Source organism: Vulcaniibacterium thermophilum, assembly GCF_007923255.1.
Classification (GTDB): domain Bacteria; phylum Pseudomonadota; class Gammaproteobacteria; order Xanthomonadales; family Xanthomonadaceae; genus Lysobacter_F; species Lysobacter_F thermophilum.
The window spans coordinates 82,795-108,678 of the sequence record NZ_VOHJ01000003.1 but is presented as its reverse complement, the minus strand read 5'-3'; the positions used below and the strand labels follow the sequence as shown (position 1 = coordinate 108,678).

General features: G+C 70.2%; 22 protein-coding genes. 16 read left to right on the top strand and 6 right to left on the bottom strand.

Going from position 1 to position 25,884, the window contains the following annotated elements; all coding sequences use genetic code 11:
* The first annotated feature begins 47 nt into the window (after positions 1 to 47).
* Genes FQY64_RS02415 through FQY64_RS02400 form a run of 4 tightly spaced genes read left to right on the top strand, consistent with a single transcriptional unit; the run spans position 48 to position 6,848 of the window.
* On the top strand, positions 48 to 449 hold the full coding sequence (locus tag FQY64_RS02415) for a hypothetical protein (protein WP_146472109.1): 402 nt from the start codon (positions 48 to 50) through the stop codon (positions 447 to 449).
* The gene (locus FQY64_RS02410) at positions 442 to 672 is read left to right on the top strand and encodes a hypothetical protein (protein ID WP_186760827.1); all 231 of its coding nucleotides are present in this window, start codon (positions 442 to 444) and stop codon (positions 670 to 672) included. Before FQY64_RS02415 ends, FQY64_RS02410 begins: the two co-directional genes overlap by 8 nt.
* Before the next feature lie 27 nt (positions 673 to 699).
* On the top strand, positions 700 to 3,675 hold the full coding sequence (locus FQY64_RS02405; RefSeq protein ID WP_146472107.1) for a DUF1156 domain-containing protein: 2,976 nt from the start codon (positions 700 to 702) through the stop codon (positions 3,673 to 3,675).
* On the top strand, positions 3,672 to 6,848 hold the full coding sequence (locus tag FQY64_RS02400) for a DEAD/DEAH box helicase (protein WP_146472106.1): 3,177 nt from the start codon (positions 3,672 to 3,674) through the stop codon (positions 6,846 to 6,848). Before FQY64_RS02405 ends, FQY64_RS02400 begins: the two co-directional genes overlap by 4 nt.
* Positions 6,849 to 7,022: 174 nt before the next feature.
* On the opposite strand, the gene mnmE is transcribed toward FQY64_RS02400, so the two are convergent.
* From mnmE to rpmH, 4 genes are all read right to left on the bottom strand, one after another.
* Complete coding sequence (mnmE, locus tag FQY64_RS02395; protein ID WP_229814861.1) at positions 7,023 to 8,363, bottom strand: tRNA uridine-5-carboxymethylaminomethyl(34) synthesis GTPase MnmE; 1,341 nt, start codon at positions 8,361 to 8,363, stop codon at positions 7,023 to 7,025.
* A gap of 76 nt (positions 8,364 to 8,439) precedes the next feature.
* The gene (yidC, locus tag FQY64_RS02390) at positions 8,440 to 10,110 is read right to left on the bottom strand and encodes a membrane protein insertase YidC (protein WP_146472104.1); all 1,671 of its coding nucleotides are present in this window, start codon (positions 10,108 to 10,110) and stop codon (positions 8,440 to 8,442) included.
* Between the two features lie 14 nt (positions 10,111 to 10,124).
* Positions 10,125 to 10,568: a ribonuclease P protein component gene (gene rnpA / locus FQY64_RS02385; RefSeq protein ID WP_146472103.1), complete on the bottom strand. Its 444-nt coding sequence runs from the start codon at positions 10,566 to 10,568 to the stop codon at positions 10,125 to 10,127.
* 55 nt (positions 10,569 to 10,623) lie between these two features.
* Complete coding sequence (gene rpmH / locus FQY64_RS02380; protein ID WP_019397383.1) at positions 10,624 to 10,764, bottom strand: 50S ribosomal protein L34; 141 nt, start codon at positions 10,762 to 10,764, stop codon at positions 10,624 to 10,626.
* 221 nt (positions 10,765 to 10,985) lie between these two features.
* On the opposite strand from rpmH, the gene dnaA reads away from it, so the two are divergent.
* From dnaA to FQY64_RS02320, 12 genes are all read left to right on the top strand, one after another.
* On the top strand, positions 10,986 to 12,323 hold the full coding sequence (gene dnaA, locus FQY64_RS02375; RefSeq protein WP_146472160.1) for a chromosomal replication initiator protein DnaA: 1,338 nt from the start codon (positions 10,986 to 10,988) through the stop codon (positions 12,321 to 12,323).
* A 242-nt stretch (positions 12,324 to 12,565) separates the two neighbouring features.
* Positions 12,566 to 13,666 carry a DNA polymerase III subunit beta gene (gene dnaN / locus FQY64_RS02370; protein WP_146472102.1) on the top strand — a complete coding sequence of 367 codons (1,101 nt, stop codon included), beginning with the start codon at positions 12,566 to 12,568 and terminating at the stop codon, positions 13,664 to 13,666.
* A gap of 259 nt (positions 13,667 to 13,925) precedes the next feature.
* Positions 13,926 to 15,011, top strand: coding sequence for a DNA replication/repair protein RecF (recF, locus tag FQY64_RS02365; RefSeq protein WP_146472101.1), 1,086 nt, complete (start codon positions 13,926 to 13,928; stop codon positions 15,009 to 15,011).
* A gap of 138 nt (positions 15,012 to 15,149) precedes the next feature.
* Positions 15,150 to 17,609 (top strand): DNA topoisomerase (ATP-hydrolyzing) subunit B, encoded by a 2,460-nt coding sequence (gyrB, locus tag FQY64_RS02360; RefSeq protein WP_146472100.1) that lies wholly within the window; start codon positions 15,150 to 15,152, stop codon positions 17,607 to 17,609.
* Entirely contained in the window at positions 17,606 to 18,412 is an 807-nt protein-coding gene (locus FQY64_RS02355; protein ID WP_229814853.1) for a CPBP family intramembrane glutamic endopeptidase, read from the top strand. The genes gyrB and FQY64_RS02355 overlap by 4 nt, the downstream gene beginning before the upstream one ends.
* A gap of 79 nt (positions 18,413 to 18,491) precedes the next feature.
* A complete protein-coding gene (locus FQY64_RS02350) occupies positions 18,492 to 19,292 on the top strand; it encodes a M48 family metallopeptidase (protein ID WP_146472099.1) in 801 nt (266 codons plus the stop codon).
* Positions 19,293 to 19,424: 132 nt separating this feature from the next.
* A complete protein-coding gene (locus FQY64_RS02345) occupies positions 19,425 to 20,642 on the top strand; it encodes a tetratricopeptide repeat protein (RefSeq protein WP_146472098.1) in 1,218 nt (405 codons plus the stop codon).
* A 149-nt stretch (positions 20,643 to 20,791) separates the two neighbouring features.
* Positions 20,792 to 21,463: an energy transducer TonB gene (locus tag FQY64_RS02340; RefSeq protein WP_146472097.1), complete on the top strand. Its 672-nt coding sequence runs from the start codon at positions 20,792 to 20,794 to the stop codon at positions 21,461 to 21,463.
* A 64-nt stretch (positions 21,464 to 21,527) separates the two neighbouring features.
* Positions 21,528 to 22,301 (top strand): MotA/TolQ/ExbB proton channel family protein, encoded by a 774-nt coding sequence (locus tag FQY64_RS02335; RefSeq protein WP_146472096.1) that lies wholly within the window; start codon positions 21,528 to 21,530, stop codon positions 22,299 to 22,301.
* A 46-nt stretch (positions 22,302 to 22,347) separates the two neighbouring features.
* Entirely contained in the window at positions 22,348 to 22,767 is a 420-nt protein-coding gene (locus FQY64_RS02330; protein ID WP_146472095.1) for an ExbD/TolR family protein, read from the top strand.
* Between the two features lie 15 nt (positions 22,768 to 22,782).
* Positions 22,783 to 23,199, top strand: coding sequence for an ExbD/TolR family protein (locus FQY64_RS02325; protein WP_146472094.1), 417 nt, complete (start codon positions 22,783 to 22,785; stop codon positions 23,197 to 23,199).
* A gap of 899 nt (positions 23,200 to 24,098) precedes the next feature.
* The gene (locus FQY64_RS02320; protein WP_146472093.1) at positions 24,099 to 24,482 is read left to right on the top strand and encodes an ExbD/TolR family protein; all 384 of its coding nucleotides are present in this window, start codon (positions 24,099 to 24,101) and stop codon (positions 24,480 to 24,482) included.
* 202 nt (positions 24,483 to 24,684) lie between these two features.
* Here FQY64_RS02320 and FQY64_RS02315 read toward each other — a convergent pair whose 3' ends face one another.
* Entirely contained in the window at positions 24,685 to 25,461 is a 777-nt protein-coding gene (locus FQY64_RS02315) for a pyridoxine 5'-phosphate synthase (protein ID WP_146472092.1), read from the bottom strand.
* A gap of 95 nt (positions 25,462 to 25,556) precedes the next feature.
* Positions 25,557 to 25,820 carry a hypothetical protein gene (locus tag FQY64_RS02310; RefSeq protein WP_146472091.1) on the bottom strand — a complete coding sequence of 88 codons (264 nt, stop codon included), beginning with the start codon at positions 25,818 to 25,820 and terminating at the stop codon, positions 25,557 to 25,559.
* Positions 25,821 to 25,884: the final 64 nt, after the last annotated feature.

Genomic DNA, 25,884 nt, shown 5'->3' with positions numbered 1-25,884 from the left:
CCCGCCGAACCGATCCGGGCCAGCCATCGGGCGAGGAGGCGCTCGCCATGACGCTCGCCGAGTACCTGGACGCGACCGAGTACGCCGCGCGCAGCCTGCTGGACGCCATCTGGCACGAGCAAGCCGGGATCGATGCGCTGTCGGCCCGCGTGGCGACGCTGGAGCGGCAGGTGCAGGCCGAGTATGTGCGGACGCAGACCATCATCGATGACGCCGAGACCCCGGATGACGTGATGCTCGGCGTCGGTCGGCACTGGGAGACCTACTTCGGCCCAGACCGCGAGCGGCATGACCAACAGCAGGCGCTGGAGGGGCTGCGGGCGGCGAGGGAGGCGCGCACGTTTGCAATGGGCGCGCTGGCGGGCAACCTGCTGCAGATTGCGAACCAGGGACTTTCAGCGGCCTTCGGCGAAGAAGCCAACTGGCCCGATGGGCCGGGCGGTGGGTAGCCAGACGCTAAAGGCGGTGATCCGCGGCGCCCGCAACCAGGCGATCCATTGGGAGGAGGGGCAATGTCGGCCGGCGACCGTGCAGGTGTTCCAAGGCCTGGCGCAGGATTTTGGCGCACCCTTCGGCGACTACAGCACGGCCAATCTGGCGATGCCGGTCATCACCCTGCTGGGCTGGCGAACCTATGACGACTACGTGGCGGACATGCGCCGCTTTTCTTGACGACGCGAACGACCACGGGAACGCGCAATGACGACTTCACGCCTGATCGAACACTGGTTGCCTATCGCAGCACTTGGCGAGGAGAGCGTGCGCGAGCGGCGTTCGATGACGGCCTTGCCACCGACCTACTACCTGCACGTGTGGTGGGCGCGGCGGCCGCTGGTGGCGTCGCGGGCGGCCGTTCTGGCGTCGCTGCTTCCAGCGGACGCCGATCAAGACCAGTTCATGCGAGTGATGGGGATTCATGGCGATCCGGTGCGCGCGCAGAAACTCATCGAGAACGCACGCCGCACAGGCAACCGCGTGCTGGACCCTTACGGCTATCCCCGCGCATTTGCGTATCAGCCGTCGCTGAGTGAGCGCAGCTGGATCATCCAAGAGGCGACTCGCCTCGGACTTTCGGCCCCCTCGGTGCTCGACCCAACAGCCGGTGGAGGTTCGATTCCATTCGAGGCTGTGCGTCTCGGCCTCCCGACCTACGCCAACGATCTGAACCCAGTTGCCGTCCTCATCGAGCGTGCGACTATCGATTGGCCAGTCCGGCTGGGCAGCAGCGCACGAACCCGATTCAAAGCGATTGCGGCGCAGCTTCGCTCGCGCATCGAGGACCGCATCGGCGAGGTCTTTCCGCAGCGTTCCCTGCCGGATCAGATCGACCTCACCTACCTCTGGGCCCGCACCATCACCTGCCCGCATTGCGATGGCCTGGTGCCGCTGTCGCCGAACTGGAAGCTGGCGGGCGATGGCACCGGCGTGCGGCTGAAGCCGGATACCACGACCCGGCGCTGCGGCTTCGAGATCGTCGCCAAGGCCAAAGACCAATCCGAAGGCACGGTGGCGCGCGGCGATGGCCTGTGTCCGTTTCCCGACTGCGGCCGCCCGATCGACGGCGACTACATCAAGGCCGAGGCCCAGGCCGGGCGCATGGGCGAGCAGCTCTACGCCATCGTCTACAAGCGCCGTGTGCTGAAGACCACCAAGACCGGACGCAAGAAGGAGAGCTGGGAGCGCGGCTATCGCGCTCCCACCGCCGAGGACGAGGTGTCCGAACTCATTGCGGAGCGGCTGGCCGAGAAGATGCCGCTGTGGGAGGCGAACGATGACATCCCCAGCGAGCGTGTCCCGCCCACCATCAACGATGATCGACCGATCCAGTACGGCATGCCACTGTGGCGCGACCTGTTCTCGCCGCGCCAGCTGCTGGGCCATGTCACCGCCGTGGAGGTCTACCGCGAGCTGCTGGAAGAGGAGCGCGCCGCGGGTCGACTGGACGAGCTGACGCGGGCGGCCTTCGGCTACCTCGCCCTGTCGCTGGACAAGCTGCGCGATTACAACTCGCGTATGGCGCGTTGGCACTCGAATCGCGAAGTCATGGTCAACACGTTTGATCGACACGACTTCGCCTTCAAGTGGTCCTATGCCGAGATGGCGCCGCTGATTGCCGGTTTGGGCTTCGACTGGGCGATCGAGCAGACGGCCAAGTGCATCGGCGAGCTGGTGGCCCTGGTGCGCCCCGAGGCGGGGGGTGGCAAGAAGGGCCGTAAAACCAGCGAACTCGACCAGCGTATGGGGGAGGGCCTGTTCGTGGCCGAAAGCGCGCCGTCCTACGCCGCCCAGACCATCGAGCTGAGCTGCAAGTCGGGCGATGCGCTGGACCATATCGGCGATGCCAGCATCGACTGCGTGGTGATGGACCCGCCCTACTACGACAACGTGATGTACGCCGAGCTGTCGGACTTCTTCTACGTCTGGCTCAAGCGCACGGCGGGCCGCGTCTATCCGGACCTGTTCCGCCGCCAGCTCACCGACAAGGACAGCGAGGCGGTGGCCAACCCGGCACGCTTCCGCGGCGAGAAGGGCGCCAAGGTGCTGGCCGGGCGCGACTACCAGCAGCGCATGGCGGCGATCTTCGCCGAGTGCCGGCGCGTGCTGAAGCCCGACGGCATCATGACTTTGATGTTCACCCACAAAGCCACCGGCGCCTGGGACGCGCTGACCAAGGGCCTGATGGAGGCCGGCTTCACCATCACCGCCTCGTGGCCGATCAACACCGAGGCCGAAGGCTCGCTGCACATCAAGGACAAGGCCGCCGCCAACAGCACGATCTTCCTGGTCTGCCGGCCGCGGCCTCCCAAGGCGGCTGATGACACCCTGTATTGGGAAGACGTGGAGCCTTTGCTGGCCGCCAAGGTGCGCGAGCGCGTCGGCGCGTTCCAGCAAGCGGGCATCCGCGGCGTCGACCTGTACCTCGCGAGCTTTGGGCCGGCGCTGGAGGAGTTCTCGAAGCACTGGCCGCTGCGCCGCGGCCGGCCGCGCCCGCAGCCCGAGCAGGCCCGCCGCAATCGGCAGGCCGCGCTGTTCCAGGAGGCATCGGACCCCTACGAGGCCACGCCCGAGGACGCGCTGGAAGCGGCGCGGCGCGAGGTGAAGGACTGGCGCTTGAAGCAGCTCGTGCAGCAGAACACCCGCGCCGAGCTGGATCCCATCACCGCCTGGTTCGTGCTGGCCTGGGACAGCTTCGGCGCGCCGGAATTTCCCTACGACGAAGCCCTGATGCTGGCCCGCGCCGTGGGCGTGGACCTGGAGCGCGACATCGTCGGCAAGCTGGCCGAGAAGAAGCAGAACAATCTGCACCTGCTCGATTCCGCGGCCCGCATCGCCAAGGGCCGTGCCGGCGCGGCCGACGGCTCCAGCAGCATGCTCGACGCCCTGCACCATGCCGCCCATCGGGCGCGCAGCCGGGGCGCGGCGGCGGCGCTGGAGTTGGTCCAGCACAACGGCCTGGATCGGGAGCCGAAGTTTCTGCTCGCGCTGGAGGCCTTGCTGGAGGTGCTGCCGGTGCCGCCGGGCCTGCGCGGTGAGGCCGGCGAGGCCGAAGACCACGCCGGCGACTTCGACGCGCTGGAGAAGCTGCGCCGACTGGCCTTCGCCGATCAGATCGGGCAGCCCGAGCAGTTGCGCATGTTCGAAGAGCAGCAGCGCGCCCTGGAGGCGGCCGGGTGAGCCTGCTGCGCGACCACGACTGGCGTATCCGCTACACGCCCGAGCAGGGCAACCTGCTCGATCTCGTGTACGTGCCGGCCCTGCGTTGCGCGCACAGCTACGACCGCACCACCGGCTACTTCAACGCGCGGGCGCTGACGCTGGCAGCGCGTGGCGTCGAGTACCTGATCCACAACGGCGGCCGGATGCGGCTGATCATCGGCTGCACGCTCGATGAGCCCGAGGTGCGGGCCATCGAGCAGGGGCAGTCACTGCGGGACACGGTGGAGGCGCAGCTGCTGGCGAGTCCGCTGCAGCCGCAGCGCCCGGAGGAGACCGATGCGCTGGCCCTGCTGGCCTGGATGGTGGCGCGCGGAATCCTGGAGACCAAGGTCGCCATTCCCTGCGATGCCCAGCGCCGCCCGCTCGCTGCTAGCGGGCCGCTGTTCCACGAGAAGTCGGGCATCTTCGAGGACAAGAGCGGCGACAAGATCGCCTTCAACGGCAGCCTCAATGAGACCGCTGCCGGCTGGACACTCAACTGGGAGAGCCTGAATCTTTTCCGCTCCTGGGTGGAACCCGAGCGCGTTGCCGCGGAGGAGGAGAGCTTCGCCCGCCTGTGGGCCGACCGGGCCGGCCGGGTCATCACCCTGGACGTGCCGGCCGCCGCCCGCCAGGACCTGCTGCGTTTCCTGCCGCCGGACGACCGGCTCCCCACCCGCCTGTTGCCACACCCGGACGAGCGTGAAGACGAGAGCAAGACCCCGGTGCCGTCGCGCGATCTCCGGCCGGCGACGCCGGTGATCGACTGGGACGAACGCAGGCGCGCGCTGTGGGGCTTCATCCGCGAGGCGCCGAAACTGCCCGGCGGCGGCGCGCTGGTGGGGGAGGCGACGGCGGCGGTGACGCCCTGGCCGCACCAGGTGCGCGCCTTCCATCGCCTCTACGACCAATGGCCGCCGCGCCTGCTGATCGCCGACGAGGTGGGCCTCGGCAAGACCATCCAGGCCGGTCTGCTGCTGCGTCAGGCCTGGCTCGCAAGGCGTGCCAGCCGCATCCTGGTCATGGCGCCAGCCAGCGTCTGCAAGCAGTGGCAGATCGAGCTGCGCGAGAAGTTCAACCTGAACTGGCCGATCTACGACGGCCATGTGCTGCGCTGGCAGCCCACGCCGGCGCAGCCCGAGGGGCGCGAAGTGGCCGTGCTGCGTTCCGAATGGCATCGCCAGCCTGCGGTGATCGTTTCCAGCCATCTGCTGCGCCGGCAGGACCGCTTCGACGAGGTGGTCAACCAGGCCGAGCCTTGGGACCTTGTGGTGCTGGACGAGGCGCATCACGCCCGTCGGCGCAGCTTGGTCAATCTCGCCGACGCGCGGCCCAATGCCCTCCTGCGGCTGATGCGCGAGCTGGCGCCACGCGTGCCTGGCCTCGTGCTGCTCACCGCGACGCCGATGCAGGTGCATCCGATCGAGGTGTGGGATCTGCTCGCCCTGCTCGGCCTCCCAGACGGCTGGCATGACCGTGCCTTTCTCGACTTCTTCGAGCTGGTGGCGCATCCGAACCCCTCGAACGAAGCACTGGATCGCATTGCGCGGCTGTTCACAGCGGCCGAGCGGCGCTTCGGCCTGCGCGATCCGGCGCAGCTTCAGCGGCGGCTGGAGGGCGTGGGCGCGCTGCGCCTGCGCCGCGTGTTGGATGCCCTGCGCTCGGAGGCCAGTATTCCCCGCCGCATGCTCAGCGCGGAGGACCGGCAGCTCGCCCTGCGCGTGGCACGGCAGGCCTCACCGGTCAGCTGCCTGATCTCTCGGCACACGCGCGCCTTGCTGCGTCGCTATCACGAGCGGGGACTGATCTCGACGCGGGTGGCGACCCGCAGGGTCGAAGACCGCTTCCTCGACATGAGCGAGGGCGAAGCCGCGCTCTACGCCGCGCTTGAGGACTACATCACCCAGACTTACAACAAGGCGTCAAAGGAAGAGCGCTCAGCCATCGGCTTCGTACTGACGATCTACCGTCGCCGCCTGGCCAGCAGCATCCGCGCCTTGATCCTGACCCTCGACAAGCACCTGCAAGCTGTCCGGCAGGGCGGCGCCGTACCGGACCTGCTCTCCGCGGATGATCGTGAGACTTTGGAGTGGGATGCGGACGCCGGGGACGAGGCCGACCTCGATGCGGCTGAGCGCGCGGCGCTTGCCCGCGAGGAGGCCGGCGAGATCGAGACCCTGTTGCGACTGGCGCGCGGCCTGCCCGAGGACACCAAGCTCGGCGCCCTGCGCGAGACAATTGCGGAGCTGCGCGCGGGCGGACACGCGCAGGTGATGGTGTTCACCCAGTTCACCGACACGATGGACCTGCTGAGGGAAAACCTTTCGGGCCAGGACGATCTGAAGCTGATGTGCTTCTCCGGCCGCGGCGGCGAGATCCGCAGCCAGGACGGGTCATGGCGTGTGATTTCCCGCGATGAGACCAAGCGCCGCTTTCGGCAGGGCGAGGCGCACGTGCTGCTCTGCACTGACGCCGCGGCGGAAGGCCTGAACTTCCAGTTCTGCGGTGCGCTGATCAACTACGACATGCCTTGGAACCCGATGCGCGTGGAACAGCGCATCGGTCGTATCGACCGACTCGGGCAGCGCTTCCCCGAGATCCGTATCATCAATCTGCACTACGAGGACAGCATCGAGGCCGACGTGTACCGCGCGCTCGGCTCGCGCATCGACCTATTCCAGGCCGTGGTCGGCAAGCTGCAGCCGATCCTCTCCAAGCTGCCCAGCCTGATCTCCGCACACGTGTTGACTGGCGCCACGCGAGACGAAGCCGCGCGCCGGGAAGTGCTCGAAGAAGTCGCGCAGGAAGCGGATGCGGCCGAGGAGCAGGGCTTCGACCTCGACGCCATCCTGGAGGACGATATGGTGATGCCGGCCCGGCCGGAACCCCTCCTGAACCTGGCACAGCTGGGCGCGCTGATGCGCGCGCCCGAGCTGCTTCCGCCGCAGATCCAGCTTCAACCCCTCGGCAACGCGGACTGGAGCCTGCGCCTGCCGGGCATGGCGCAGGCGGTGCGCGTCACCACGGATCCGGCTTTCTACGAGGAGCATGCCGGGAGCGTGGAGCTGTGGTCGCCAGGCAGCCCGGTGTTTCCTGAGCCGGAGTGGGCCGATTGGCGGCCTGAAGAGGGACCGCCAGAGATTCCCACCTGAAGCGCCAGAGGTGCCCATATTTTGGCTATGAGGATTTTTTGCGGAGGGCACTTGTGGAGTCAGGCCCTCAGGTTTCCGGCCCGTTGGGTGGGCGCGGGATGATGCCTAGATGCGTGCGCGACGCCGCACTTTCGGTCGTCTGAGGACGTTCACGGACTCGAGCGAAGCCCCAAATCACTTGCCGATGCAGAAACTGGCGAAGATGCGGCCGAGCAGATCGTCGGGGTGGACCCGGCCGGTGATCTCGCCGAGCGCGTCGTGCGCCGCGCGCAACGCCTCGGCCGCCAGCTCGAGCCGTTCCAGCGCCAACTGCGCGCGCGCTTCGTCCAGCGCCGTGAGGCTGCGCTGCAACGCCTCCACGTGCCGCACGCGCGCGGTGAACGCGCCCTCGCCGGCCTCGCCGCCGCCCGCCAGCGCCCGCAGACGGGCATGCAGGCGATCCAGTCCGGTGCCGGTGCGCGCGGATACCCACAGCGCATCGTCGCGATCGGCCGGCACCGCCGGCAGCAGGTCGGCCTTGTTGTACAGCCACAGCACCTGCGGCACGCCGGCGAGCGCCTCGCGCACGGCGTCGCCGCCGGTCTCCGGCGCGCGCGCATCCAGCACCGCGAACGCCAGGTCGGCGCGGGTAAGCTCCTCGCGCGCGCGGCGCATGCCCTCACGCTCGATCGCATCGCCGCCCTCGCGCAGGCCGGCGGTATCGACCAGCGTCAGCTCGACGCCGCCGACGCGCACCACCTCGTGCAGCAGATCGCGCGTGGTGCCGGCCACGTCGGTGACGATCGCCCGCTCGCGACCGGCGAGCGCGTTCAGCAGCGAGCTCTTGCCGGCGTTCGGCGGGCCGACGATCACCGCGTGCAGTCCGTCGCGCAGGCGACGGCCGCGTTCGGCGGCGTCGAGCAGCGCGCACAGCGCATCGCGTGCGCGCTGCAGGCGGTCGGCGAGCTCGGCGCCGCCGAGCGTCTCGATCGGCTCGTCGGCGAAATCGATCGCGGCCTCCACATGCACGCGCACGTGCAGCACCTGTTCGGCCAGCGCCTCGACCCGCTGCGAGAACTCGCCTTCCAGGGCGCGCCGCGCCGCGCGCGCCGCGCGCAGGTCGGCGGCGGCGATCAGGTCGGCGACCGCCTCGGCCTGCGCAAGGTCGAGCTTGCCCTCCAGGAACGCGCGCTCGGTGAACTCGCCCGGCCGCGCCCGCCGCGCGCCGAGCCGCACGCAGCGCGCCAGCAGCGCCTCCAGCAGCGCCGGGCTGCCGTGCGCCTGCAGTTCCAGCACGTCCTCGCCGGTGTAGCTGGCCGGCGCCACGAACAGCAGCGCGATGCCGTCGTCGAGCACGACGCCCGCCTCGTCGCGGAAGCGCGCGTGATGGGCGCGGCGCGGCGCCAGCCGGCGCCCGCACACCGCCTCGCCGATCGCGCGCGCACGCGGCCCGGACACCCGCACGATGCCCACCCCGCCCGCGCCGGGGGCGGTGGCGATGGCGGCGATGGTGTCTCGCGCGGCGGGATGGGGGATCGGGGATTCGGGATCGGTCACGCGCATTCCCTCCCACGGGCGGCCGCGGGCCGCGCGGTCTGCGCGGCCGCGGGCCTCACGCCTTGGCCGGCGCCTCGGCGTACTTGCGCGTCATCCACCACTGCTGCAGCAGGCCGAGCCCCGAGTTGGTCACCCAGTACAGCACCAGGCCCGCGGGGAAGAACGCGAACATCACGCCGAACACGATCGGCATCCACTGCAGCATCTTCTGCTGCATCGGGTCCATGCCGGTCATCGGACTGAGCTTCTGCGTCGCCCACATCAGCGCGATGTTGATCAGCGGCAGCACGAAGTAGGGATCGCGCGCGGTCAGGTCGTGGATCCAGCCGATCCACGGCGCGTGGCGCAGTTCGACCGACTCCGACAGCATCCAGTACAGCGCCAGGAACACCGGCATCTGGACCAGGATCGGCAGGCAGCCGCCGACCGGGTTGATCTTCTCCTTCTTGTACAGCTCCATCAGCGCCATCTGGAACTTCTGGCGGTCGTCGCCGTAGCGCTCCTTGAGCTGCTCGATGCGCGGCTGGAACCTGCGCATCTTCGCCATCGAGCGGTACTGCGCCTGCGCCAGCGGGAACATCGCGATGCGGATCAGCACCACCAGGCCGACGATCGCCCAGCCCCAGTTGCCGAACACGTCGTGCAACCGGTCGAGCAGCCAGAACAGCCAGCCGGCGAGCGCGGCCATCGTGCTGAAGCGGCTGAAGTCGACCGCGCGCTCCAGACCCGGCACGTCCTGCGCCTCGATCTGCTTGACCAGCTTCGGGCCGACCCACAGCCGCGCCTCGGTGCTGGCCTGCTGGCCGGGGCCGACGCTCAGCGCCGGCCCGAGCAGCCGGATCGCATACTGCGGCACGCCCTGGCCCGGCAGCGTGGCCAGCGAGAAGGTGCTGCGCGCCCGCGCCGGCGGGATCCAGGCGGCGAAGAAGTGGTGCTGCAGCATGCCGATCCAGCCGCCCTGCACGTCCTTGTTGAGCGCGCAGTCCTCGCCGAAGTCCTCGTAGGCGCAGCGCTCGTACTTGTCCTGCGGGCTGTACCAGGCGGCGCCCTGGAAGCTGTACTGCTCGGCGCTCATCGGACCCTTGCTGGCCAGCGCGCGCGGCACGCGCGTCAACTGGCGGTACACCCAGCCCTGCCACGACGCGGTGCCGCGGTTGATCACGGTGTCGCGCACGCGCACGACGTAGCTGCCGCGCTCGAACAGGTATTCGCGGCGGATGGTCACGCCGTCCGGGCCGGTCCATTCGAACGGCACCACCAGCTCGCGCGCGCCCGGCGCCAGCGCGAAGCGCGGTCCGCCGACCGGACGGAAGCCGGCCTCGTGGGTCGGCGCGGGGCCGCCCTGGCGCACCCAGCCGCTCTGCGCGACGAAGTAGCGCGCGGCATCGTCGGCCAGCAGCCGCACCGGTTCGCGGCTGTCGGCGCCGGCCGGATAGCGCAGCAGATCGGCGCGGCGCAGCTCGCCGCCGGTGAGGCTCACCTGCAGCACGTCGGTGGTCACGCTGGCCACCGGCGCGGCCGTCGCCGACGTCGCCTGCGGCGCGGCCGGCGTGGCGGTGGGGGTCGCGCTCGGCGCGGCCGGCACGTCCGCGGCGGCGGGCACCGCCGGCGTCGTGGCGGCGGTCGCGGCCGCCGGCGGGGCCGCCTGCTCCTTGCCCCACTCCATCCACAGCAGGGTCGCCACCATCAGCCAGGCGAAGATGAGCAGGAAGCGGGTCTGGTTCATGAGGACAGGGAGGCTCAGCCGGGACGGACGTCCGGCGCAGGGGCGGAGGGGGAATCGACGGCGGAAGCGCGCGGCATTGTGCCGACCGCGGCATCGTCGGGCAACGCGCCCAGGCGCCGCAGCAGGCGGTCGAGCGCCGCGCCCAGCGCGGCCGCGTCGGCATCGCGGCAGGCCGGACGCGCGACGATCACATAGTCGCCACCGGCGAGCGCGGGGCGTCGATGGCGGAACAGCTCGCGCAGGCGGCGCTTGAGCCGGTTGCGCACCACCGCACGGGAATCGACCTTGCGCGAGACCGCAAGTCCCAGCCGCGGCCCGGCCGGCGGCGGCGCCGGCAGCCAGTGCAGGGCGAGGAGCGGATGCGCGGCGCGGTGGCCGCGCGCGAAGACGCGGTCGAAATCCGCACGCGCCCGCACGCGCGCGGTGCGCGGCAGGCGGTGGTCGGAAGAAGGGCGCATGGTCGGCCGCAGAGCGGCCGGCGCGGGGCGGCGCTGCCGGCCCGGAGCGACGGACTTAGGCGCTGAGACGCTTGCGGCCCTTGGCACGGCGCCGCGCGAGGACCTTGCGGCCGTCGGCGGTCTTCATGCGGGCACGGAAGCCGTGGTCGCGCTTGCGCTTGAGGTTGCTGGGCTGGAAGGTGCGCTTGGTGGCCATGGCCGGCTCGGATAAACGGCGGAGAAAGACCGCGGAGTCTAGCCGGCGCGCGCGGGGACGGTCAACCGTAACGCCGGCGTGCCGTCGGGCGAGGCCCGGATCGCGGCGCCGCAGCGGCGGTGATAGGCTGCCGCATCCCTATCGCTTCCGCGGCGCGGCCCCACGCAGCGCCCCGCCCGCCTTTCGCCGTGATTCCGCGCAAGAGTGACGCCGTGACCCCCCTGGACGCCTGGCCCCGCTGCCTCGAACGCCTGGAAGCCGAACTGCCGGCCGAGGACCTGCACACCTGGATCAAGCCGCTGCAGGCGGCGCGCCGGGGCGAGGACATGGCGGTGCTGCTGGCGCCGAACGCGTTCGTCGTCGAGCACGTGCGCGAGCGGTACCTGGCGCGGATCCGCGAGCTGCTGGCGTACTTCGCCGGCACGCCCGAGGTCAGCCTGGAGATCGGCGCGCTGCCGAAAGCCGCGCCGCCCCCGCCCGCCCGCCGCGAGCCGGACGCCTTCGCGCGGACGCTGGCGCCGATCGACGACGGCTTCCAGACCCACCTGGACCCGCACTACACGTTCGACAACTTCGTCGAGGGCCGCAGCAACCAGCTCGGTCGCGCCGCCGCCCTGCAGGCGGCGCAGAAGCCCGGCGACCGCGCCCACAACCCGCTGCTGCTGTACGGCGGCACCGGCCTCGGCAAGACCCATCTGATGTTCGCCGCCGGCAACGCCATGCGCGCGGCCAATCCCGGCATGCGCGTGCTCTACCTGCGCTCGGAGCAGTTCTTCAGCGCGATGATGAAGGCGCTGCAGGACAAGGCGATGGACCAGTTCAAGCGCCAGTTCCAGCAGGTCGAGGCGCTGCTGATCGACGACATCCAGTTCTTCGCCGGCAAGGACCGCACGCAGGAGGAGTTCTTCCACACCTTCAACGCGCTGTTCGACGGCCGCCAGCAGATCATCCTCACCTGCGACCGCTATCCGCGCGAGGTCGAAGGCCTGGAGCCGCGGCTGAAGTCGCGTCTGGCCTGGGGCCTGTCGGTGGCGATCGAGCCGCCGGATTTCGAGACCCGCGCGCAGATCGTGCTGTCCAAGGCGCGCGAGCGCGGGGTGGCGCTGCCGGAGGACGTGGCGTTCCTGCTCGCCAAGCGGATGCGCTCGAACGTGCGCGATCTGGAGGGCGCGCTCAACACGCTCGCCGCGCGCGCCAACTTCACCGGCCGCGCGATCACCGCCGAATTCGCCCAGGAGACGCTGCGCGATCTGCTGCGCGCGCAGCAGCAGGCCATCAGCATCTCCAACATCCAGAAGACCGTGGCAGACTACTACGCGCTTCAGGTCAAGGACTTGCTGTCCAAGCGACGCACCCGCTCGCTGGCGCGCCCGCGCCAGGTGGCGATGGCGCTGGCCAAGGAACTGACCGAGCACAGCCTGCCCGAGATCGGCGACGCCTTCGCCGGCCGCGACCACACCACGGTGTTGCACGCGTGCCGGCAGATCAGGACGCTGCTGGAGACCGACGGCAAGCTGCGCGAGGACTGGGACAAGCTGATCCGCAAACTTTCCGAGTGAGTGGACAAAGGCGTGGATGGCGGCCGGACAAGCTGTGGATATCTCGGCCCCGGGCGCCGGCACGAAAATTATCCACAGCTTGTTCCACGCCCTCAGGGGCAGTTCTTCACTGCTCCGTCACGGGGATTTTCGTTTTCCAATCAAGGGGTTGCCCGGGTTTTCCGGGTTGTGCACAGCCCCCAGCATCACCACGCTTCTGATTTATCCAAAACCTTGTCATTGGGCCGAGGGGACCTCACCGCATGCGTTTCTCCCTGCAACGCGAAGCCTTTCTGAAGCCGCTGGCGCAAGTGGTCAACGTGGTCGAGCGGCGGCAGACGCTGCCGGTGTTGGCCAACCTTCTGGTCCAGGTCCGCGATGGGCAGCTGGCGTTGACGGGCACCGACCTCGAGGTCGAGATGATTTCGCGCATCGCGGTCGAGGACGCGCAGGACGGGGAAACCACCATCCCGGCGCGCAAGCTGTTCGAGATCGTGCGCGCCCTGCCCGACGGCAGCCGGGTGACGGTGTCGCAGTCGGCCGAGAAGGTGACGGTGCAGGCCGGCCGTTCCCGCTTCACCCTGGCGACCCTGCCGGCGAACGACTTCCCCTCGCTGGACGATGTCGAGGCGACCGAGCGCGTGCGCGTGCCCGAGGCGGCGCTGAAGGAACTGATCGAGCGCACCGCGTTCGCGATGGCGCAGCAGGACGTGCGCTACTACCTCAACGGCCTGCTGTTCGACCTGCGCGAGGCCAGCCTGCGCTGCGTGGCCACCGACGGCCATCGCCTGGCGCTGTGCGAGGCGCCGCTCGAGGGCGGCGCGCCGACCAAGCGCCAACTGATCGTGCCGCGCAAGGGCGTGCTGGAGCTGCAGCGCCTGCTCGAAGGCGGCGACCGCGAACTCGAGCTCGAAATGGGCCGCGGCCATCTGCGGGTGAAGCGGGACGATGTGACCTTCACCAGCAAGCTCATCGACGGCCGTTTCCCCGACTACGAGGCGGTGATCCCGATCGGCGCCGACCGCGAGGTCCGGATCGATCGCGAGGCGCTGCGCGCCTCGCTGCAGCGCGCGGCGATCCTGTCCAACGAGAAGTACCGCGGCGTGCGCATCGAGGTCTCCCCCGGGCAGTTGCGCATCAGCGCGCACAATCCCGAGCAGGAGGAGGCGCAGGAGGAGGTCGAGGCCGACACCCGCGTGGACGAGCTCGCGATCGGCTTCAACGTCAATTACCTGCTGGACGCCCTGGGTGCCCTGCGCGAGGACACCGTCGTACTGGCGCTGCGCGACGCCAACTCCTCGGCCCTGGTGCGCGAGGCCAGCAGCGACCGCTGCCGCCACGTCGTGATGCCGCTGCGGCTCTGACCGCGGTCGATGTTCCACGTGGAACGCCCGGCCCCTCGCCGGGCGTTTCTCTTTGGTGGAAGTGGATCGCGACGTGTGCCGGGACGAGCGGGAACGTTCGCCGCGATGACGGGCGGGAAGGCGGCCGCCTCGTCGCCGGATCGCGGCGCGCCGCCCAACCCCGGATACGGCACGCGGACGCCTACCTCCGTGTCCATCGGCGCCGATCCGTGGCTAACTGCTCCCCATCCGAGTCCGCGGCCGAACCCAACCGCCCCCGATGCAGATCACCCGCCTCCAGCTCCGCCGTCTGCGCCGCTTCGACGAACTCGACTTCCTGCCCGGCCCCGGGTTGAACCTGATCATCGGCGACAACGGCGCCGGCAAGACCAGCGTGCTGGAGGCGATGCACCTGATGGCCTACGGGCGCAGTTTCCGCGGCCGGGTGCGCGATGGCCTGATCCAGGCCGGCGCGCCGGCGCTCGAGGTGTTCGTCGAATGGCAGGAGCGGACCACCGGCCGCGTGCGGCGCGGCGGGCTTCGGCACTCGGGACAGGCGTGGGAGGGGCGGCTCGATGGCGCGCCCGTCGCCCAGCTCAGCGACCTTTGCGCGGCGCTGGCCGTGGTCACCTTCGAGCCGGGGAGCCATGCGCTGATCACCGGGGCCGCCGAGCATCGGCGGCGCTACCTCGACTGGGGCCTGTTCCACGTGGAACAGGCGTTCCTGCCCTACTGGCGCCGTTACGCCCGTGCGCTGCGGCAGCGCAACGCCCTGCTCAAGGCCGGCGGCGGCGACGGCCAGCTCGACGCCTGGGACCGCGAGCTGGCCGACGCCGGCGAGGCGATCGCGCGCCACCGCGACGCGTACCTGGACGCGCTCGCACCGGCGGTGGACGCGATGGCGGCGGAGCTGGCGCCGATGCTCGGCGGCGTGCGGCTGGAGCATGCGCCCGGCTGGCGCCGCGAGAGCATGCCGCTGGCGGATGCCCTGCTGCTGGCGCGCGACCGCGACCGCCAGACCGGCTACACCTCGGTCGGGCCGCATCGCGCCGACTGGCGGATCGCCTTCGGCGCGCTGCCGGGGCGGGAGGCGCTTTCGCGCGGTCAGGCCAAGCTGACGGCGCTGGCCGCGCTGCTCGCCCAAGCCGCGCACTACGCCCGCGTGCGCGGCGAGTGGCCGGTCGTGGCGCTGGACGATCTGGCCTCCGAACTGGACGCCCGCCACCGCCTGCGCGTCCTGCGCCACCTCGCGTCGAACGGGGCGCAGGTGTTCGTCACCGGGACCGAGGCCCCGCCGCTCGACGACCTGCCCGCCCCCCCGCTCCTGTTCCACGTGGAACAGGGGCGCCTTTCGCCGGTGCGCTGAGCCCCGCCGGCCCGCCTGCCGGAAGGCCGCCTCCGGCGTCGCCCGGTCGGCTGCCGACCCCCGGCCCGAGCTATACTCCACGGCTCTATATCTAATGTGTCGCGACGCGGCCGCCCGCGTCGCCGGAACCGGTTGCGCATGACTCAAGCCGAGCACGATCTCCCCGCCTCCCCCGCGCCCACCGACGCCGCCACCGCCTACGACGCCAGCAAGATCACCGTGCTGCGCGGCCTGGAGGCGGTGCGCAAGCGGCCGGGCATGTACATCGGCGACGTGCACGACGGCACCGGCCTGCATCACATGGTGTTCGAGGTCGTCGACAACTCGATCGACGAGGCGCTCGCCGGCCACGCCGACGAAGTCACCGTGACCCTGCACGCCGACGGTTCGGTCTCGGTGGAGGACAACGGCCGCGGCATTCCGGTCGACATCCACCCGGAGGAAGGCCGTTCGGCGGCCGAGGTGATCCTCACGGTGCTGCACGCCGGCGGCAAGTTCGACGACAACGCCTACAAGGTGTCCGGCGGCCTGCACGGCGTCGGCGTGTCGGTGGTCAACGCGCTCTCCGAGCACCTGTGGCTCGAGATCTGGCGCGACGGCTACCACTGGCAACAGGAGTACGCGCTCGGCGAGCCGCTGTTCCCGCTGCGCCAGGCCGAGCCCTCCTCCAAGCGCGGCACCCTGCTGCGCTTCAAGCCGTCGGCGGAGATCTTCACCGACACCGAGTTCCACTACGACATCCTCGCCAAGCGTCTGCGCGAGCTGTCCTTCCTCAACTCGGGCGTCCGGATCGCGCTGATCGACGAGCGCGGCGAGGGCAAGCGCGACGTGTTCGAGTACGAGGGCGGCATCCGCTCCTTCGTCGAGCATCTGGCGCAACTGAAAACGCCGCTGCATCCGAACGTCATTTCGGTCTCCGGCGAGCAGAACGGCATCGCGGTCGACGTCGCCCTGCAATGGACCGACGCCTATCAGGAGACGATGTTCTGCTTCACCAACAACATCCCGCAGAAGGACGGCGGCACCCACCTCGCCGGTTTCCGCGCCGCGCTGACCCGCACGCTGTCCAACTACATCGAGCAGAACGGGCTGGCGAAGAACGCCAAAGTCGCGCTGTCGGGCGACGACATGCGCGAAGGCCTGATCGCCGTCCTGTCGGTCAAGGTGCCGGACCCGAGCTTCTCCTCGCAGACCAAGGAGAAACTGGTCAGTTCGGAGGTGAAGCCGGTCGTTGAGAGCGTGTTCGGCGCACGTTTGGAGGAGTTCCTCCAGGAGCACCCGGCCGAGGCGCGCGCCATCGCCGAGAAGGTCGTGGAGGCCGCGCGCGCGCGCGAAGCCGCGCGCAAGGCGCGCGAGCTGACCCGCCGCAAAGGCGCGCTCGACATCGCCGGCCTGCCCGGCAAGCTCGCCGACTGCCAGGAGAAGGACCCGGCGCTGTCGGAGCTGTTCATCGTCGAGGGCGACTCGGCCGGCGGCTCCGCCAAGCAGGGCCGCAACCGCCGCCATCAGGCCGTGCTGCCGCTGCGCGGCAAGATCCTCAACGTCGAGCGCGCGCGCTTCGACCGCATGCTGTCCTCCGCCGAGGTCGGCACCCTGATCACCGCGCTCGGCTGCGGCATCGGCAAGGACGAATACAACCCCGACAAGCTGCGCTACCACCGCATCATCATCATGACCGACGCCGACGTCGACGGCAGCCACATCCGCACGCTGCTGCTGACGTTCTTCTACCGGCAGATGCCCGAGCTGATCGAGCGCGGCCACATCTACATCGGCCTGCCGCCGCTGTACAAGGTCAAGCAGGGCAAGAACGAGATCTACCTGAAGGACGACGCCGCGCTCGACGCCTACCTCGCCAGCAGCGCGGTGGAAGGCGCCGCGCTGATCCCGGCGGCGGGCGAGCCGCCGGTGGAGGGCGTGCATCTGGAGAAGCTGCTGCTCGCCTACGCCACCGCCCGCGAGAGCATCCGCCGCCAGGCGCACCGCTACGACGCGCGCGTGCTGGAAACGCTGATCGACCGCGCGCCGCTGGACGTGCTGGTCGCGCAGCCGGAGCAGGCGCGCGCCACGCTGGCCGACATCGAGGCGCGCCTGAACCAGCGCGGCCTCGGCCATGCGCGCTACCTGCTTGCGCTGCAGGCGGCCGGCGACGACCGGCCCGCCGCGCTGGTGATCCGCCGCCGCCACATGGGCGAGGAAACCGTGCAGACGATTCCGCTGGCCGCCTTCGACACCGGCGAGCTGCGCGCGATGCGCGAGGCGGCGGTGCTGCTGAACGATCTCATCCGCGAGGGCGCGTCGATCCAGCGCGGCAATCGCACGCAAGCCGTGCGCAGCTTCGCCGAGGCCTACGCCTGGCTGATGGAGGAAGCGAAGAAGGGCCGGCAGATCCAACGCTTCAAGGGCCTGGGCGAGATGAACCCGGAGCAGTTGTGGGAGACCACGGTGAATCCGGAAACCCGCCGCCTGCTGCAGGTGCGCATCGAGGACGCGGTCGCCGCCGACCAGATCTTCTCCACCCTGATGGGCGATGTGGTCGAGCCGCGGCGCGAGTTCATCGAGGACAACGCGCTGAAGGTCGCCAACCTCGACGTGTGAGCCGCACGCCGTTGCCGTTGCGCGATCGCCTGCGCGCCGCCGCGCCGTCGGCCATGCGGCCGCTGCTGCATGCGCTGCTCGACCTCGCGCTGGCGCTCGCGGCGATGCTGCTGCTGTCGCTCGTCTTCATGGCCGGATGGGCGACCTGGCTCACGCTCGCCGAAGGCGGCGCGCCGCCGCATCTGGCCGCGCGGCTGCAGCAGCCGGGCGTGGTCGCGCAGATCGCGATGTCGGTGCTGGTCACCGGCGTGCCGGCGCTGGCGCTGTTCCTGTGGCGTCGTCCGGCCGATGCCGGCGAGCGCGCGCACTCGCTCCGGCAGGCGGCGCGGCCCTCGACCTGGGCATGGGCGATGGCGACCGGGATCGGCGTGTTCGCGCTGGCGAGCGGCGCCGTCGCGCTGGTCGAACGCCTGGGCGTGAAGGCCACGCCGAGCAATCTCGCGCTGGTCGAAGCGGCGCTGCGCACGCAACCGGCGCTGCTGGTGCTGTTCGCGGTCGTGCTCGCGCCGCTGTACGAGGAGCTGCTGTTCCGCCGTGTGGTGTTCGGCCGCCTGTGGGCCGCCGGCCGGCCCGGCCTGGGGATGCTGCTCAGCGGCGCCGCGTTCGCGCTGCTGCACGAGCCCCCGGGCCCCGGCGGCCAGCCGCCGGCCGCGTTCGCCCTGCTGTGGACCGCCTACGGCCTGATGGGGGTGGCCTTCGCCTGGGTCTACCGCCGCACCGGCACCCTGTGGGCCGCGATCGGCGCGCACGCGCTGCACAACGCGCTCGGCTGCGCCGCGCTGTTGCTCGGCACGCCAGGCTGAACGGACGCTCGTCCGTTGATGGCCCGTTGATGGTCCAGCGCCTAAAACGGGGACGCAATCACATGGGATGACGCCGCCGATGCGCGCTCTTGCGCCCGTTCTCACCGCCGCCCTGCTCGCCGGGTGCGCGACCACCACCTCGCCGACCGGCCGCACCCAGTACGTCGGCGCGATACCGCCGGCGCAGCTCGATCAGATGGGCGAGCAGGCGTTCGCCGAAGCGAAGTCCAGGAACACCGTCAGCACCGACGCCGCGCGCAACGCCTACGTGCGCTGCGTGGTCGATGCGATCACGCGCGAACTGCCCGCCGGCTGGCAGGCGCGCTGGGACACCGCGCTGTTCGTCAACGACGAACCGAACGCGTTCGCGCTGCCCGGCGGCAAGGTCGGCGTGCACACCGGCATCTTCAAGGTCGCGCGCAACCAGGACCAGCTCGCCGCGGTGATCGCGCACGAGATCGGCCACGTGGTCTCGCGCCACCACGACGAGCGCATCACCCGCCAGCTCGGCACCCAGACCGTGCTCGGCGTGGCCAGCATGATCGCCGGCGCCGCCTACGGCGAAGGCGCTGCGCGCACCACCAGCCAGCTCGGCGGGCTGACCGCGCAGGCCGCGTTCCTGCTGCCGAAGTCGCGCGAACAGGAGAGCGAAGCCGACGTCGTCGGCCAGCAGCTGATGGCGCGCGCCGGCTTCGATCCGCGGCAGGCGGTGAACCTGTGGCAGAACATGATCGAGGCCAGCCCCGGCCGGCCGCCGGAATGGCTCTCCACGCACCCGGATCCGCAATCGCGGCTGCGCGAACTCGGCGCGCGCGCCGAAGGCCTGCTGCCGGTGTGGCAGCAGGCGCGCGGCGCCGGCCGCGCACCACGCTGTGGCTGAACGGAACATGATCGTTTCGTAGTGAAAACCCGTATTGCAGAGCCGTTCGTTTCTGCTAGCGTGACGGCCCCCTGTCCGGGGGATGAATCCTGATCGCATGCCTGCTCAAGGCATGTACCCGTGAGGTGATCCATGAAGCAGCGCCGCCCCTTCCGCTCGTCCCTGCTCGCGGCCGCCGTCGGCGCCGTGCTCGCGGTGACCGCCGTCGCCGCGCAGGCGCAGTCCGCCGCCGACCGCGCCGCCGAGCGCCGCGCCGAGCGTCAGCAACGCCAGCAGGACAAGGCGGGCAAGCGCGAGACGCAGTATCCGGACGCCGCGCGCAAGGCCGAGGCCAAGGCCTCCGCCAAGATGTCCTCGCGCCTGCAGAAGATGGTCGACCTCTACGAGAAGGAGAAGGGCGCCGAGGCGCGCAAGATCGCCGACGAGATCATCGCCAGCGAAGCCGCCAACGCCTACGACCGCGCGTTCGCCGCGCAGCTCGCCGCCAACATCGCCTACGAGGCCGACGACACCGCCGCGGCGATGGCCTACCTCAAGAAGGTGATCGAGCTCGACGGCCTCGACAACGACGGCCACTACAACTCGATGCTGATGCTGGGCCAGTTGCAGCTTCAGGAGGACCAGTACGCCGAAGCGTTGGCGACGTTCGACCGCTTCCTCGGCGAGACCAAGACCAGCAAGCCCGAGCACCTGGTGCTCAAGGGCAACGCGCTCTATCGCCTGGAGCGTTACCCGGAAGCCGCGCAGGTGCTGAAGCAGGCGATCGACGCCACGCCGGAGCCGCGCAGCGACTGGCTGCAGCTTCTGATGGCCACCTACATGGAAACCGGCAACAACGCCGAAGCCGCCAGGCTCGCCGAGCAGGTCGCGCAGAAGAACCCGACCGACAAGCGCGCGCAGATGAACCTCGTCGCCACCTATCTGCAGGGCGACATGATGGACAAGGCGGCCGCGGTGCTGGAGAAGCTGCGCGCTTCCGGCCAGTTCACCGAGGACCGCGACTACCGCCAGCTGTTCGCCACCTACCTCAACATGGACGGCAAGGAGAAGCAGGCGATCGAGGTCATCAACGAGGGCCTGCAGAAGGGCGTGCTCAAGCCCGACTACCAGACCTACGTCGCGCTCGCGCAGGCGTACTACTTCTCCGACCAGCCGGCCCCGGCGATCGACGCCTACAAGAAGGCCGCGCCGCTCGCCCCGGATGGCGAGACCTATCTCAATCTCGCGCGTCTTCTGTGGCAGGAAGACCGCATCCCCGAGGCCAAGGAGGCGGCGCGCCAGGCGATCGCCAAGGGCGTCAAGAAGCCCGAGGACGCCAAGAAAATCCTGGCGTTGCCCGGCGGCAAGTGAGCTCGCCGGACGCGTCGCGGCACTTGGTGTACCGCGGCGCGTTTGGTATATGCTAGGCGTTTCACGCGGCCGAGACGGCCGCGTCGAACTCTCCCCAACGCAGGCCCGTGGCGCCCTGGCGTCCGGAAACACCTCCTGAGCTTCGGCGCATGACGCAAGACTTCGAAATCCACGCCAACCAAGACGACCAGGAAGGCCTGAACTGGGCACGGATCGCCGGCATCACGATGGCGATCACCGTCCACGTGGCCGCGCTGCTGCTGCTGCTCAAGCCCATTTCGCCGCCCGCGGCCAAGCAGGACAACGAGCAGGTCACGGTCGTCAACCTGATCAAGCCGCCGCCGCCGCCCCCGCCGCCGCCGCCGCCGCCGCCGGAACCGCCCAAGCAGCTGCAGCCGCCGAAGCAGATCTCGGTGCCGCAGCCCACTCCGTTGCCGCCGCCGCCGGAGCAGCCGCCGATCGAGGTCGAAGACCCGAGCCCGGTGGACCTGCCGCCGCAGCCGCCGTCGCCGCCGTCGCCGCCCGCGCCGATCGCCGACATCGGCTCCAGCGTCGATCCGTCGTCGCGTCGCCTCAATCCGCCGCGTTATCCGCCGCAGGAACTGCGGCAGGGCGTCGGTGGCACGGTCATCCTGGTGATCAGCATCGACGCGCAGGGCAACGTGCTCGATATCCAGGTCGAGAAGTCGAGCCGCAATCGCAACCTCGATCGCGCCGCAGTGGAAGCGGCCCGCCGCTGGAAGTTCAACCCCGAGATCCGCAACGGCCAGCCGGTGGCCAGCCGCGTGCGCGTCCCGGTCGACTTCGTGCCGCCGACCTGATCGGCGGTCCGAGTTCCGCTTCGTTCCACTCCTTCTCTTTCACGACAAACGATAGGTAAGCGTCATGCTGCAGGAATTCATGTTCGCCGCTGCTGCCGGTGGCAATAACGCCGCCTCGGCCCTGACGCAGATGGGTGTTGGCCATCTGCTCGAGGAAATGATGGCCGAGCCCGGTCAGTTCGCCGTCTCCTGGGCGGTGCTGATCACGCTCGTGACGATGTCGGTCCTGTCGATCTACTGGATCGTCATCAACTTCTTCAAGAACCTCAGCCTGCGCCGCAATTCGGACCGCGTCATCAGCACCTTCTGGGAGACGCCGAACGCCCAGGACGCGATCCGTTTCATGGAGGAGCAGCCGAAGTCCGAGCCGTTCTCCAAGATCGCGCTCGACGCCGCCCAGGCCGCCGCGCACCACCAGCGCCACGAAGGTTCGCGCCTGGTCGAGTCGCTGAACCGCTCCGAGTTCGTCGACCGCGCCCTGCGCCAGGCGGTGACCCGCGAGAGCTCGCGTCTCGAGAACGGTCTGACCGTGCTCGCCACCGTCGGTTCGACCGCGCCGTTCGTCGGTCTGCTCGGTACGGTGTGGGGCATCTACGGCGCCCTGATCCGCATCGGCGCCAGCGGCCAGGCCTCGATCGACGCCGTCGCCGGTCCGGTCGGTGAGGCGCTGATCATGACCGCGCTCGGTCTGTTCGTCGCGATTCCGGCGGTGCTGGCGTACAACTTCTTCACGCGCCTCAACCGCGTGACGAACAACAAGTTCGACAGCTTCGCGCACGATCTGCACGACTTCTTCGCCACCGGCGCGCGCGTCGGCGAAATGCCGGCCAAGCGCTGACCGGCACGGCACCGCGCGGCCTTTCACGCAGTAGGAGTACCCGACCATGGCCTTCAGTACCGGCAACGACAGCGGCGGCCCGATGGCCGAAATCAACGTCACGCCCCTCGTGGACGTGATGCTGGTGCTGCTGATCATCTTCATGATCACCACTCCGCTGATGTCGCATAAGGTCCAGGTCGAGCTCCCGCAGGCGAATCTGCTCAAACGCGAGGAGAACGCGCCGCCGGTGCCGCCGATCACGATCGCGGTGAAGGAAGACGGCAAGCTGTTCTGGAACGACGAGCCGATCACCAAGGAAGTGCTCGAGAGCCGGCTGTCGGTGGAAGCCCAGAAGACGCCGCAACCGCAGGTCAACCTGCGCGGCGACAAGACCACCAAGTACCGCATCATCGCCGAGGTGGTGAAGACCGCGCAGGCCCAGGGCATCCGCAAGGTCGGCTACGTCGCCACCAAGGAACGCTAAGAACCGAGGTTCGTCATGGCTTTCTCTTCCAACTCCAGCAGCGGTCCGATGGCGGACATCAACGTCACGCCGCTGGTCGACGTGATGCTGGTGCTGCTGATCATCTTCATGGTCACCGCGCCGATCCTGTCCTACCCGATCGACGTCAACCTGCCGCAGCGGGCGCTCAACCCGCCGCCGCAGACGCAGGAACCGCCGCCGCCGATCCGCCTGCGGATCGACGCCTCCGGCCAGGTGTACTGGAACGACGCTCCGCAGCCGCTGTCGGCGCTGCCCACCCTCATGCAGACCGAGGTGCAGCGCGATCCGACCAACCAGCCGCTGCTGGAGATCGACACCAATCCGGACGCCAACTACGAGATCCTGGCCAAGGTCCTGGCCTACGCGAAGAACGCCGACATGCAGAAGATCGGCTTCGTGCAGGAGCAATAAGGTTTCGCAGACGCACCTACTGTCGTGAAAACGCCGCCTTCGGGCGGCGTTTCTTTTTGCGGCGCAGGCGGCTTGTGGGCGATGACCGGCTGTGGGGGTCGGGTAATCGGGAATCGGGAATCGGGAATCGGGAATCGGGAATCGGGAATCGGGAATCGGGGATCGGGGATCGGGGATCGGGGATCGGGGATCGGGGATCGGGGATCGGGGATCGGGGATCGGGGATCGGGGATCGGGGATCGGGGATCGGGGATCGGGGATCGGGGATCGGGGAGCGGGGAGCGGGGAGCGGGGATCAGGCTGCAATGCGCAACGAGTGGGTAAGCGTGTCCACCGCCCGCCTCGCGTGCCAACCCCCCTCTCCCGCAGCGCGGGGGAGGGCGGTGCGCCGCAGGCGCGCGAACACAGCCCGCAATGCGCAAACGCGTGCGCCAGCGTACCCATCGCTTACTCGCGAGCCCAACACCCCCTTTCCCGCGCAGTGCGGGGGAGAGGGCCGGGGTGAGGGGGGGGCGCGCCGCAGGGCCCGCGAACGCCCGCCGGCAATGCGCACAGGTGCGGAGCGCGCTCGTGGCAGGAGACCAGGTTGCCGGTCGTGGCGGTGAGCTTCAGCGCCGGCGCCGGGGACGGGCGACGCTGACCGTCTCCGACGGAGTGGCGGACCCAAGTCGCGCCCAGGTGGACGACGGCCCGGTGCGGGGCGCGCCGCCCACGGCCATGCCCACTCCGGGTTGCCGCACGCGGTCCGTGCCCGGCGCCACGCGACGACGGCGGCAGACCGCCACGGGTGCAGGCGGCGCGGGTTGAACCGGTCCTGAGCGGGTCGTCGCGCCGGCCTCGCGCACGGCGCACGCCCGGGCGTAGCGTGAAGGCGCAACCACGCGAACAGGAGGTGTGCCATGGCATCCGCAGTTCGTCCTTCCGGCCTGCCGATCGCGCAGATCAACATCACGCCGCTGGTGGACGTGATGCTGGTGCTGCTGATCATCTTCATGCTCTCGGTGCCGCTGCTCACCCGCACGCTGCAGACCCACCTGCCGCAGGCGGGCGGAGCGACGCCCACGGAGCCGGTGGTGCTGGAGGTCTCGACGGCCGGCTATCGCCTCGATGGACGGACGCTCGCAGCGGGCGAGCTCGATGCCGCACTGCGCGCGCTGGCGCAGCGCTCGCCCGCAACGGCGCTGACGCTGCGCGCGAGCGACGACGTCGACTACCAGGCGGTCGCCACCGCGCTGGCCGCCGCGCAGCGCAGCGGGGTGCGTCACCTGGGCCAGGCGTTCTAGGCGTTCGTCCCGTCCCCGCCGAGCGCGCCCACGGTGCGGTCGATGCCGTCATCGGACGTGCCGGTCGCGGCTGAAGCCGCTCCTGCCGCGTTGCCGGGCACGGCAGGGTGTCCTGCGTTCCTCGCCGTACTCGATACGGAGGGAACCGGGCACCCCGCCACCGACCGACGTTCGCCGACGAAGGCGGCAGGTGGTGCCGCTCCTACGGCGCGTCGGTGGTCGCAGCCAGGATGTCGAGGTAGGCGCGGACGGTGGCGTCGAGGCCGGCGTAGAGCGCCTCGCCGATCAGCGCATGGCCGATGGACACCTCGAGCACGCCCGGCACCGCCTTCAGGAACGCGGCGAGATTGGCCTGGCTGAGGTCGTGGCCGGCGTTGACGCCCAACCCGTGCGCCTGCGCGGCGCGCGCGGCGGCGGCGAAGCGGGCGAGCATGGCGCTCTGCGTGGGCGTGCCGAAGCTTTCGGCATAGGGTCCGGTGTACAGCTCGACGCGGTCGGCGCCGGTCGCGGCCGCCGCCGCCATGGTGTCGTGCGGATCGCCGCGGTCGGCGTCGACGAACACGCTCACGCGGCAGCCGAGCGTCTTCAGCCGCGCGATCAGCGGGCGCAACGCGGCGCCGTCGCGCGCGAAGTCGAAGCCGTGGTCGGAGGTGATCTGCCCGTCGTCGTCGGGCACCAGCGTCGCCTGCGCGGGCCGCGCCTGTTCGCACAAGGCGAGCAAGCCCGGGTAGCCGGGGCGCGGCGGGGCGAACGGATTGCCTTCCAGATTGAATTCGACGCCGCGGGCGCGGGTGAGCGCGGCGAGCGCGAGCACGTCGTCGTGGCGGATGTGGCGCGCGTCGGGACGCGGGTGCACGGTGATGCCGTGCGCGCCGGCATCGAGGCAGGCGGTCGCGGCGCGCACGACGTCGGGCTCGCGGCCGCCGCGCGAGTTGCGCAGCACCGCGATCTTGTTGACGTTGACGCTGAGGACGGTCATGCGCGCAGTGTAGCGCCCGCTCGCGACGCCCCGTGCAAGCGGCGCGCGTGCGCCCGCACCGCGCTCGCGCACGGGCGCTGCGCGTGCGGCCGCCGTCAGCGCGGCGGTTCGGCCGGCGGTGCGGCGCCCGCGAGTTTGCGCGCTTCGGCCCGCTCGCGCAGGCGGCGCAGTTCCTCGGGGTCGAGCAGGATGACGTCGTCGCGCGTGCGGCTGCCGACGCGCTGCGCCAGCAGGCCGAACATCCAGGCGACCATGAAGCCGAGGCCGGCGATCAGGCTGATCGCCATCAACGCCGATGACGTGGTGCGGAACGCGACGGCGAAGGCAGCGACCGCAAGCAGCGCGTACAGCCAGTACATGTCCGTGCTCCCTGTGAACGCGGGCAGTGTACGCCCGCGATGCGCAGGCGACGGTCGTGCCCGG

Coding starts and splice junctions, on each gene's coding strand:
- FQY64_RS02415 (WP_146472109.1), top strand. CDS start 48: ATGACGCTCGCCGAGTACCTGGACGCGACCGAGTACGCCGCGCGCAGC.
- FQY64_RS02405 (WP_146472107.1), top strand. CDS start 700: ATGACGACTTCACGCCTGATCGAACACTGGTTGCCTATCGCAGCACTT.
- yidC (WP_146472104.1), bottom strand. CDS start 10,110: ATGAACCAGACCCGCTTCCTGCTCATCTTCGCCTGGCTGATGGTGGCG.
- rnpA (WP_146472103.1), bottom strand. CDS start 10,568: ATGCGCCCTTCTTCCGACCACCGCCTGCCGCGCACCGCGCGCGTGCGG.
- rpmH (WP_019397383.1), bottom strand. CDS start 10,764: ATGGCCACCAAGCGCACCTTCCAGCCCAGCAACCTCAAGCGCAAGCGC.
- dnaN (WP_146472102.1), top strand. CDS start 12,566: ATGCGTTTCTCCCTGCAACGCGAAGCCTTTCTGAAGCCGCTGGCGCAA.
- recF (WP_146472101.1), top strand. CDS start 13,926: ATGCAGATCACCCGCCTCCAGCTCCGCCGTCTGCGCCGCTTCGACGAA.
- gyrB (WP_146472100.1), top strand. CDS start 15,150: ATGACTCAAGCCGAGCACGATCTCCCCGCCTCCCCCGCGCCCACCGAC.
- FQY64_RS02350 (WP_146472099.1), top strand. CDS start 18,492: ATGCGCGCTCTTGCGCCCGTTCTCACCGCCGCCCTGCTCGCCGGGTGC.
- FQY64_RS02345 (WP_146472098.1), top strand. CDS start 19,425: ATGAAGCAGCGCCGCCCCTTCCGCTCGTCCCTGCTCGCGGCCGCCGTC.
- FQY64_RS02340 (WP_146472097.1), top strand. CDS start 20,792: ATGACGCAAGACTTCGAAATCCACGCCAACCAAGACGACCAGGAAGGC.
- FQY64_RS02335 (WP_146472096.1), top strand. CDS start 21,528: ATGCTGCAGGAATTCATGTTCGCCGCTGCTGCCGGTGGCAATAACGCC.
- FQY64_RS02330 (WP_146472095.1), top strand. CDS start 22,348: ATGGCCTTCAGTACCGGCAACGACAGCGGCGGCCCGATGGCCGAAATC.
- FQY64_RS02325 (WP_146472094.1), top strand. CDS start 22,783: ATGGCTTTCTCTTCCAACTCCAGCAGCGGTCCGATGGCGGACATCAAC.
- FQY64_RS02320 (WP_146472093.1), top strand. CDS start 24,099: ATGGCATCCGCAGTTCGTCCTTCCGGCCTGCCGATCGCGCAGATCAAC.
- FQY64_RS02315 (WP_146472092.1), bottom strand. CDS start 25,461: ATGACCGTCCTCAGCGTCAACGTCAACAAGATCGCGGTGCTGCGCAAC.
- FQY64_RS02310 (WP_146472091.1), bottom strand. CDS start 25,820: ATGTACTGGCTGTACGCGCTGCTTGCGGTCGCTGCCTTCGCCGTCGCG.